Below are 11,695 nucleotides of genomic sequence, written 5' to 3' on the forward strand. Positions count from 1 at the left end.
GTAGGTCTTGCCGGAAGAACCCTTCAGTTCGAGGTCCTTCACGGAAGAGCCGCCACCGTTCGGGGAGCAGTTGTCGTAGATGATCGTGCCGGCGAGGATGCCAGCGGCGATCAGAGCCAGACCACCTGCAACCGTTGCGAGGTCAGTGCCGTACTGGCCCAGCTTCGCGTTGATTGCGTCCACCTGGGTAGCCAGCTGCGGGTTGAAGATACCCAGCTGCTGCTGGATCTGGGTGTTGGCGTTCTGGATCTGAGCATTCGCCTGAGCAGCGAAGTCAGACAGACCCGGGATCTCCAACTGGGTAGCCAGACCAAGCGGCAGAAGCGCGATCAGCGGCAGACCGAAGCCGACGGAGGTAGCGACACACTTGGGGGTGTCGATGCCGACGGTTGCCTCAGTGCTGTTCTTGTCGCCGTCTTCAACGATGACCTTCTGACCCGGCTTCAGGTCGACGTCAGACGGAACCTCGATCTTCCACTTGCCGTCCTTATCGGTCGTGGTCTCAACGACCTTACCGTTCGGGAGAGTGACCTTAATGTCCTCGCCCGGACGGTCGCCCGTACCGGAGATGGTCTTATCACCCGGCTTGATCGGGTTGACCTTCGGCGCAGTTTCGTCCTTGGTCTTATCACCCTCGTCAACGCCTGCCGGGTTGGTGCCGCCCTCGATCTCTTCACGGTTCGAGATGCCATCACCATCGAAGTCACCGTCCGGATCCAGCAGGGACTTACCGTCCTTGCCAACCAGGTCAAAGCCAGCGGTTGCCTTGTCCTGCGAACCACCCGGGTAGGTGAACTCGACATCCACAGAAGGCTTCGCAAACGGGGTGAAGATCTTCACGAACTCATCCCAACGCTTACCCTTCTTCTGCTTCTGGATCTCCGGCAGCTTCTCAGCGATCTTCTCGCCAACCTTCTCATAAGAAGGAGCCTTCGCCGTGACGACGCCCGAATCCTTATCGGTGTCGAACGTCCAGTCATCGGAACCGTTGGACGGGGTACCGGTGGCCTTGGTACCTGCCGGAACCTTGGCGTCACCGAACGGGTTCTTCGAAGTCTCGGTCTTACCAGCCTCAACCTTCGTCGGCTCACCGTAGTCCGGGCTCACGATCTTGACATCGATCTCACCGATCTTCTCGGCGTCTTCACCTTCACCCTTGGAGACGATGACCTTGGCATCCTGCGGCTTGGTGCCCTCCGGAACCGTGACCTTGATCTCGCCAGTCTCCTTGTCGATCGCGACCTTGGAGCCCGGGATCTCATTGCCGTCCTTATCGACGAGCTTGCCGGTCTCCTCACCAGTCGGGTTCTCGACCTTGCCAACGGTGTGCTCGCCACCGTTATTCGGAACCGTGGTGTTCGTCTCCGTGACCTTCGGATCCTTCTCACCGACGGTGACGGTGACCTCGACGGTGTCGGTGGAGTTGTCCGGGTAGGTCACAACAACCGGGACAGTGATCTTGTCACCAGGCTTGGCATCCTCCGGAACCTTAACGGTGATCTCACCGGTGTTCTCATCGATGGTCACGCCATCCGGAACATTCTCACCCGGGGTGAACTTCGCGTCCGGCGCCTCGGTCGGGTTGCCGTCCTTGTCCTTGAACTCAGGCTTCTCAACCTTGACGTCCGTACCAGGCTTACCGCTGCCGCCCTTGTACTCAGGATCGTACTTCTCGTTGTCCTTGACATCCGGCTGCTCCGGAGCATCCGGCTGCTCAACAGTGACGGTGACATCAACGTTGTCCTTCGTGCCATCCGGGTAGGTCACAACAACCGGAACCGTGATCTTGTCACCCGGGTTCGCGTCCTCCGGAACCTTGACGGTGATCTCACCGGTGTTCTCATCGATGGTCACGCCATCCGGAACATTCTCACCCGGGGTGAACTTCGCGTCCGGCGCCTCGGTCGGGTTGCCGTCCTTGTCCGTGAACTTAGGAGCAGGAACCTTGGCGTCCTCACCAGGCTTACCGGTGACGTCCTCGTAGCCAGGCTCGAACGTCTCGTTGTCCTTAGCCTCCGGATCCGTAACCGTGACGGTGACATCAACGTTGTCCTTCGTGCCATCCGGGTAGGTCACAACAACCGGAACCGTGATCTTGTCACCCGGCTTCGCATCCTCCGGAACCTTAACGGTGATCGAACCATCCTCGTTCACCGTCACACCTTCAGGAGCATCCTCGCCCTTCTCGAACTTGGTATCTGCCGGCGGCGTGACCTTATTGCCGTCCTTGTCCTTGAACTCAGGAGCAGGAACCTTGACATCCTCACCAGGCTTACCCGAACCGTCCTCGTAGCCAGGCTCGAAGTGATCGTTGGCGTTCGGAACCTTCGGGTTGCTGTCCTCGTCATCGTTGATGCCGTCGCCATCATCATCCGGATCCGTGATGTCAGGATCGCCATCACCATCGGTATCCAGCTTGAAGTTCGCAGTCGTCTTATCCACGGAGCCATCCGGGTAGGTCACCGTGACAGGAACATCGAACTCTTCCGCGGTGTCCTTGCTCAGCTTGGACTTATCCGGGAAGGTCACGGTGATCTCGCCGGTGTTCTCGTCGATCTCGACGACGTAGCCCTCAGGCGCCGTGAAGCCATCGGTGATCTTGAACTTCGAGCCCTCCGGAGCGGTTGCATCCTTGCCGTCCTTGTCAGTGAAGGACGGCGACGACTTCGTCTCCTCACCCGGAACAACAGGCTTGCCTTCGTAGGATGGATCGAGCTCTTCCGCCTGCTTCGTCTTCGTCACTTTCAACGGGACGCGGTCAACGTGAGCAGCCTCAACAACCGTAGGCTCTTGGCCTTCTTCAGCAGCAGGGATGACGATATCGTAGGTTACCGTCACATTCGGGTTCTCCTGCGAAGGCGCGTTGTCACCTTCCGGGGTAACGGCAGTCGGGGTGCCGGTGATCTTGCCGTTCTTGAACTCCAGGCCCGCCGGGAGACCATCAACCTTAATGTTCTCAGCCACTGCGCCCTTCGGGAGACCCTGCGGCTTCACATCCTGGTCATATGGCTTACCAACGACACCATCCGCAAGAGGTGTGTCCGTAATGTGCAGGTCGTAGGACTTAGAGTTCTCAACCGTCGTCACAGAGGAATCACCAACGGTAAGTTCTGCCTCGTTGATGACAACTACCTTGTAGTCACCCGGCTTCTTTGGCGTACCAAAGATAACTCCAGTCTCCGGGTTAATCTCCATCCCCTCAGGGAGACCCTCTGCTCGGAAATTCTTGTAGGTCACACCGTCTGCCGGTTCCGGTGCAACCGATACCGCTTCTTCACCCTGCTTGTACTCTTCCCCAACGGATCCGATTGGCAGGGACTTATTGACCGCAGCAGTGAAGGCATCCGAAGCGAGCGGAGTGCGGTTACCGGTGCCGTCCTCCGCCCACAGGGTAGCGGTGTACGTGGTGGTTTCCGCAAGATCCTCCGGAACGGTGAAGTCAGCAGACGGCAGCGAGTAGTTATCTACCGGCAGATCCTTGTGCTCAGCAACAACATTGCCCGCAGGGTCAGTCCAGATAATGTCGTACTTCAAGTTGTCATGCGTGAGCATGCCGGTTGCCTTAGTGACTGCGGTGTCACCTGCTGCAGCCGTATTCAGCTGCGAATCATAGTTGACCACATCGAATTCCAGCGGCGCCGGGCTCAGAATGATGTTCATGCCACGTTGGTAGTCCTGCAGCCTATCCTCAGACTTACCAACAGCAACATTCTTACCGCCGGACCAAGTTGCCGGATCAATACCATTCATCCAACGCTGGAACTGCCAACCAGATTGCACGCCAATGTTGTTTGGCAGATCCACCGGACCGACGTACATCCAGTCCATGTTGATGTGCTTGGAATCAAGCGCACCATTCGACCAACGTCCTTCAGACCAGGATCCTGCAGGCTGGTGGAATTTATCGTCAGGAACAATCCCCTGACGATCACGAGCATTTCCGTAGATACCCTTGAAGTAGAGCTTGTACTCGCCCTTTTCATTGGTAGTGGTGGTTACAGTCTCTGCAATCCACTCGGGGTGGTCACCCTGAATTTGCTCGCTGATCCACTCCTGCATCTTCGTCTCATCGGCAATCGTCCAGTCACGACCACGAAGATCCTTGCCACCAAAGTTCTGCTTTACGTACTCTTCGATAGCGAGGATTGCCTCATCACTCAGATACGAGCCAACAATCTCCTGTCCCCCAAGAACAAGGTCACGCTGCTCACCCTGAATGGCACCGCCACCCAGAATAGTGCCGGACTCCCTGTCCAGCGCACCATTAGGAACTGCGGAGTTCCAGAAAACAACACCACCGACGGAACCATTCAGACCGTTGCCGACATTGTCACCTTCGCCAGAAACAGCCCAATCTTCACGCGGCTGAGTAAGCTTGTAGTCGCTATTGCGGATGTAGTTGATATCGAGGTTCGAAACGCTGTAGTTGCTGTTCCACGACACCATGTGGTTGGTATCTGCCGCTGCCTGTGCCGGGGCCCAAGCACTTGCGTACTGATCCATCAGACGCAGTTCTTCTTTCTGGCCATCAGGTAGCTCAACCCATACGCGGATCTTCTCCCGCCAACCATCAAGACGTGGGTTACCGGCAATGTCCTTCAGACCAGCCGAACCAGTAGTTACGGCTGCCTCAAAAACGCGCATACGATTCAGCTCGTCAAAGAACGGCTTCATCTCGATTGCATAAGCGCCCTGCTCATTGGTCGTCGCAGTGTAGATCGGTGAGAAACGAACGTTTTTGCCTCCCTCTTTCCACTGCGCGTAAACCTTAGCCCCCTGAATTGGCTTGGAGTAATCAGCCAAGCCAGAGTTCGTTGCAGCCTGCGCAAATACCTCACGCACAGAACCCGAGATGGTAAACGGCGCATTCGCCAAACCTTCAGATTCAATGGCCGTTTCAGTGGTCTGAACCGACGCTGGCTTCTCCTGCGCAAACGCAACCGGCTGCGCCAACGGTGCAACCAATGCAAACGACAACGCAGCCGCAGCAACCGACGTGCCACGACGACGTGCAATGTAATTCTTCTTCACCGAAAATTCCTTCCTCGAAAATGACAATTTCGGTTAGACAAGCCCTGTCTGTTGTGACGCTTTTCGGACACATGCCATACAGGGCCGACATAGGCAAGGGTAAAGAAGTTGACAACAGCCCGCAATGATCATTACGTCTGCCCACAACCGCGTAGAAGATTTCTCAGGTTCTTCCAACCCGGCAGTGTCTTTTTCCATTTTTCGCTGGACAGCGTTTGCCCACGTCGTCAAAAATTGTTGACCTGTCAAAATAGATACATCTTGGAAACGTGCAATATCGAGATGCATCCCCAACCACTGCAAATGCCTATCTGCCCTGCGTTTTTGGGTGACGATTTCCGCCCAGGCACGGTACTTGGCCTCCCGATCCACTAACACCGAGAAGATCCGTGAAAAACGGGCTGAAGGTGAGATTTTCTCAGAAAAGCAGAAGTGCCTACTTTAGGGGGTGATTCGGAGTGGTGGGGTCGTCGATAAGCAAAATGCCCCAACGACAGTTGCCCCGTATCCCAACAACGGGGGTACGGGGCAACAACGCGCTAACTAGTAGCTAGAACCTACTTCTTCTCCGGAGCCGTGGTCTCCTTAGAAGAGCCAGCGTAGGTGTTGCCGGAAGAACCTTTGAGTTTGAGGTTCTTCACGGACGAGCCGCCGTTGGGCGAGCAGTTGTCATAAATGATCGTGCCGGCCAGGATGCCAGCGGCGATCAGAGCGAGGCCGCCAACAACGGTTGCGATGTCGGTGCCGTACTGGGCCAACTTCGCGTTCACGGCGTCCGCTTGAGCGGCGATCTGCGGGTTGAACACGCCCAACTGCTGCTGGAGGCGCGTGTTCGCGGTCTGGATCTGTGCGTTCGCCTGGGCGGCGAACTCGGTGAGGCCCGGGATCTGGATTTGGGTGGCCAGGCCAATCGGCAGCAGCGCGATCAGGGGCAGGCCAAAGCCGACGGAGGTGGCGACACACTTGGCGGTGTCGATGCCGACCTTCTTGGTGGCCTGGTTGCCAGCACCGTCGACGACCTTGATCTCGTCGCCGGTCTCGAGGTTAACGTCGGCCGGGACGTTGACCTTCCACTTGCCGTCCTTGCCGGTCGTGGTCGTGGTGGTCTTGCCGTTTGGCCAGGTCACGATGATGGTCTCGCCAGGGCGGTCGCCCTTGCCGGTGATGGTCTTGGCGCCGGGGGTGATGTCGTCGATAGTCGGTGCCGTGGTGTCTGGCTTCGACTGATCATCGGCCGGGTTGGCACCCTTCTCCACCTCCTCGCGGTTAGTGTGGCCGTCGCCATCAAAGTCACCAATCGGATCCAGCAGGGACTTGCCATCCTTGCCGACCAGGTCGAAGTTGGCGGTCGCGGCGTTGGTCGAGTCGTCCTCGTAGGTGAAGCCGACAGCAACGGACGGGCGGGCGAACGGCTTGAAGGTTTCGAAGAACTTGTCCCAACGCTTCTTCGCATCGGCGGTCTTGATCTCCGGCAGGTGCGCCTCGACCTTTTCAGCGACGTCCTTCATCGAAGGAGCCTTCGCGTTGATCACGCCGTTGTCCTGCGGGGTGAACGTCCACTTGTCGACGTCCGAATCCGCGGTCGGCTTTGCCTCCGTATTCTTCACCGGTGCCTTGGTGCCGAACGGATCATTGGTGTTCTTCTCACCATCAACCGGCACGCTCGTGAGGTCGTCGTACTCCGGCACGAAACGCTCCGCGTCGGTGCCAACGGTGATGGTTGTCTGCACCTCATCGGTGGAGCCATCCGGGTAAGTCACGACAACGGTGACGTCGTAGACGCCCGGCTTCGAGGTATCCGGGGTCTTCTTGTACTCGAAGGTGGTTCCTTCCGGCAGGCTATCGGCGTCCTTGATGTTGCCCTTCGGATCCGGGGTGCCGCCAGTCTTGACTTTCTGGTCCTGGCCCTGCGGGTCGTGCTTGTCAGCGTCGGTCGCGTTCTTCTGCACCTTGACGTTGGCGTTGACCTTGTCGGTGGTGCCATCCGGGTAGGTGGCAACGATGGTCACCGGCTTGTCGCCCTCAGTGGAGGTATCCGGCGCCTGCTCGTACTCGAAGGCCGTGCCCTCCGGCAGCTCGTCGACGTTGGTGACGTGATCCTTGGCCTCCGGGACCTCATTCGGAGCGACAGTCTTGTCCTGAACCTGTGGCTCGTAGGTGTCAGCGTCGGACTGCTTCGGGGCCTCGGGCTGGGGCTGCTCCGGGGTCGGCTCGGGCTGGGGTTGTGGCTGCTCCGGGGTCGGGTCGGGGGTCGGCTCAGGCTGGGGTTGCTCGGGTTGTGGCTGTTCCGGGGTCGGGTCCTCTGCAGGCTTCGGGTCCTCCACCTTCACGGTGGCCTGCACCTCGTCGGTGGAACCATCCGGGTAGGTGACGACGACCGTGACCGGCTTATCCCCAGCAGTAAAGGTATCCGGATCTTCCTTGTACTTGAAGGTCGTGCCCTCAGGAAGCTTGTCAGCGTCCTTGACGTTGTCCTTCGGATCCGGCTTCTTGCCAGTCTCAACCGTCTGATCCTTGCCTTGCGGGTCGTGCTGCTCGGCCTGATCCTTGGCAACCTTCACCGTCACCGGCACCTCATCAGTGGTGCCATCCGGGTAGGTCACAACAACGACAGCCTCCTTGTCACCAGAGGTGTCAGTCTTCGGCGCATCCTTCCAGGCGTACTTGGTGCCCTCCGGAAGATCTTCCTTGTTCGCGATCGAATCCTCAGCCTTCGGCTCAGCGTTCTTCGCAACCTCCTGGTCCTTACCCTGCGGGTCGTACTTGCTGGCCTGGTCGGTGACCTTCAGCGGGACAAGGTCGGTGTGCTCGGTCTCTTTGCCGTCCTGATCCACCAACGTGTAGGTAACGGAGACGTTCGGCTTTTCTTCAGAAGCGTCAACCGTCTTCTTCGGTGTACCGGTGATTGTGCCGTCCTTGAACTCCAGGCCTTCCGGGAGACGCTCAACCTTGATGGAGTCCTTCTTCAGCTCGAAGCCCTGCGGCAGCTTGTCAAAACCTTCCGGCTTCACGTCCTGCTTATACGGCTCGCCGACGACGCCGTCGGCCAGCTTGGTATCCGTCACCGTGATCTTGGTGACCACCTGCTCCTTACGCTTCTGCGCGACGGGCTTCTTCTCGGTCTTCTCAATACGCTTGTCAGGATCTTGCTCGTCTGGGTTTTCGTAGACCGGGTTGCCGTCGTCGTCAAGCACCGGCACATCCTGCTCGACCATGACCTCGATCTCGCGAGTCACGATGACCTCAGTGGTGCCCGGGGTGGTCGGCTTGCCGGTGATCTTGCCGGTCTTCGGGTCGATGGCCAGGCCTGCAGGCAAGTCGTTAGCCGAGTAGGACGGTTCAGTGCCCTCTTTCATATTGTCCGGCAGATCCTTGAACAGCGGCGTCACGTCGTTGTTCGGGAACTCAGTGCCAACCGACCCCAACGGCAGCGGCTCAGGAACAACAGCGGTGAAGGAGTCTGCGATCTCCCAACGATCAGACGGCTTGCCGGAAGCCGGGTCAACAGAAACCAGCGCGGCGGTGTAGACCGTGGTCTCCTTCAGATCTTCAGGAGCCTGGAAGTTGCAGGACTCGAGCGCACCCTTGTCGTCGCTCTTGATCTTGCACATCGCGTCCTTGATCTCAGTCTGGGTACCATCCGGAGCGGTTGCGTACCAACGGATTGCGTACTCCGTGTTCGGCAGCAAGCCCGCGGTCTTCGTAGTCACCTTGGAGCCCGGACGACCCTTGTTGTCGTAGGAGTTGTACTCCGGAATATCGAAGGTCGGCTGTGCAGTCATCAACGGGAACTGCAGACCGTTCATGTTCGCGCCGGCGGCAATCGCGCCCTGGTCGCGGTAGTTCATGAACATGTTGGCGACGAACGCAGAGTTCTTCACGTCGCGGCCCTCAATGTTCGGGTAGATGTACATGTAGTCGGTGTTGATGTGGCGCACGTCGTACAACGAAGCGCCGGTAAACACGTTGACCCACTGGTTCTGATAGTCGTCGGCAACCTTGCCCCAGTCTTCTTCGCTGACCACATTGTTCGCAGCGAAGTTGGCCGCGTCGCGCGAGTAGCCCAGCGTGCCCTTGAACGGCAGGTAAATCATGCCGTCAGCGGTGGTCGGGGCAACGACGGTCTCTGCAATGTGGGAGCCTTCGCCGTGCTCGTCCTGGTACGCCTTAATGATGCGCTCCTGGTTCGCACGCTCCTGCTCAACCGTGTAACCCGGGTTCTCGTTCTTCCAGGCGTCGATCTGGCGCGCGACTTCGTCGTTAAGATACGACGCAACAATCTCGATGCCGCCCGCTGCGCGATCACCACGCGCAGGCTGGTACTTGTAGTAGCCCGGCAAGGTACCGGCAGACTCACCAGTCTCCCACCACACCATGGACTCGTTCGGGTGAGCGATGCTCTTAATCGCGCCAAAATCCCCGTAGTACGGGAACTGACCATCAGCCGTCGGCTCACCAGTCTCGCCGTCGAGCGCACGAGTCCAATCCTTCTCCGGCTTGGCCAACCAACCAACGTGATTCGGCTTCTCCTCAAGCACGAAACGGCCGTTAGTAATACGGGAACCAGCAGGGCCAGCGGTGAAGTTCCAAGACTCCTGCACGCGGTCCGTAATCGAGGTGTAACGGCCCGAGTTGAAGTCACCCGCGGCAACCACCGAGTACTTGCTCGGATCCGGGTTCTCGCCCCACACGCGGACGCGAACGCCACCAGCTGCCAGCCAGAACGGCGGCGCGTCAACCTCGTTGGTTACCTTCTCGGACAGGTCGAAGGAGAAGCGACCCTCGAAGTCAGTCGTGGTGTAGAACGTCGGCGAAACCTCACCGTTCTTGGTCACGTACTGCAAGTAGATGACGTTGCCCTTGAGCGGCTCATTATTCGACGACAAGTCATCGTGGCGACCATCCTTATTGATGTACGCCCAACCGTGGTAGCCGTAGAAATCACGCCAGCCACCCTTGGTAAAGATGGCGTTCGGCACCTGCTTGTTCTTGCCCTGATCCGCGGCAGGGGTTGGGGCTGGGGCCGGGGTTGGGGCAGCCTGCGGGTTGTCTTGCGCAAACGCCGTCGGCTGCGCGAGCGGCGCAACCAACGCGAGCGACAACGCGGCTGCGGCAACCGAGGTGCCACGGCGGCGTGCAACGTAGTTTTTCTTCACAAAGAACCTTCCAGAAACATAGCGATGTGTGTAAACGCAATATCCAATTAATGGACACCCGTTAAGGACTTTGGGAACGCTACGCCTGGTGGACACCTGTCTACAATCTGCCTTTTTGGCCCTACCCCCACTCATGTGATTATTTAGCTTCCCCTCAGGAATTGATTTAAAAACTGCCTGGTTCCGTATCGTTACGTGAATGGTTCCTGTGAGCTCTCTGCCTTTGGGCGGGGGTGGCTCGGGGAGGTGGGGTCGTCGATAAGCAATGCGCAAAACGTCGCCCCGCTCACCGTAATGATGAGCGGGGCGACGGTTTCGAGGAAGACGCCTTTAGTAAAGGCGCTGGTCTACTGCATTACTTCTCCTTCCCCTCCTTCGACGAACCTGCGTAGGTGTTGCCGGAAGAACCCCTCAACTCGAGGTTCTTGATGGACGAGCCACCATTCGGCGAGCAGTTGTCGTAGATGATCGTGCCGGCCAAGATGCCCGCGGCGATCAGCGCCAGGCCGCCGAGCACGGTTCCGATATCGGTGCCGTAGCGAGCGAGTTGCGAGTTAATCGCATCCACCTGGGACGCCATCTGCGGGTTGAACACGCCCAGCTGACGCTGCATCTGGGTGTTGAAGTTCTGGATCTGCGCGTTCGCCTGAGCAGCGATGTCAGACAGACCGGGGATCTCCAACTGGGTAGCCAGACCAATCGGCAGCAGCGCGATAAGCGGCAGACCGAAGCCGACCGAGGTGGCGACACACTTGCCGGTGTCGATGCCGACCTTCTCCTTGGACTCGTTGCCCACACCGTCCCGAGCCTTGACATCGTCGCCCGGCTTCAAGGTGGTGCCGTCAGGAACCTTGACCGTCCATTTGCCGTTCTCATCGGTCTTGGTCGGCACTTCCTTGCCATCCGGGAAGGTGACGATGATGTCCTCGCCCGGACGGTCGCCGGTGCCAGTGACGGTCTTATCGTCCGGCTTGATCGGGTCGATCTTCGGCGGCGTGGTGTCCGCACCCTCATCTACCGGCTTATCCGGGTTGTCAACGGTGACGGTGACGTCAACGTTGTCCTTGGAACCATCCGGGTAGGTGACCTCGACCGGGACGGTGATCTTGTCACCCGGCTTGGCGTCCTTCGGAATAGTCACGGTGATCTCGCCGGTGTTCTTATCGACGACCACACCATCCGGCGCGTTCTCACCCGGAGTGAAGGTCGTGCCATCCGGCGGCGTGGTCGTGTTGCCGTCCTTGTCCTTGAACTCAGGCTTCTCAACCTTGACGTCCTCACCAGGCTTACCCGAACCGTCCTTGTACTCCGGCTCGATCTCATCCGCAGTCTTCGCATCCGGGTTGTCAACGGTGACGGTGACATCAACGTTGTCCTTGGAGCCATCCGGGTAAGTGACCTCGACCGGGACGGTGATCTTGTCACCCGGCTTCGCATTCTCCGGAATGGTCACCGTGATCTCACCAGTGTTCTCATCAATGGTCACGCCATCCGGAACATTCTCACCC

The 11,695-nt window shown here is 58.5% G+C and carries 3 protein-coding genes; all 3 read right to left on the reverse strand.

Features of this window, described 5'->3' with window-relative positions; genetic code table 11:
- On the reverse strand, positions 1-5,031 hold a 5,031-nt coding region (locus HMPREF2617_RS06120; RefSeq protein ID WP_141763020.1), incomplete at its 3' end, for a YPDG domain-containing protein.
- 557 nt (positions 5,032-5,588) lie between these two features.
- Positions 5,589-10,187, reverse strand: coding sequence for a Rib/alpha-like domain-containing protein (locus HMPREF2617_RS06125; protein ID WP_070840319.1), 4,599 nt, complete (start codon positions 10,185-10,187; stop codon positions 5,589-5,591).
- Positions 10,188-10,542: 355 nt separating this feature from the next.
- Positions 10,543-11,695, reverse strand: a 1,153-nt coding sequence (locus tag HMPREF2617_RS06130) for a YPDG domain-containing protein (protein WP_210400828.1), incomplete at its 5' end; no start/stop codon positions are given.

The organism is Corynebacterium sp. HMSC070H05 (genome assembly GCF_001837615.1).
GTDB classification, from domain to species: Bacteria; Actinomycetota; Actinomycetes; order Mycobacteriales; family Mycobacteriaceae; genus Corynebacterium; species Corynebacterium coyleae.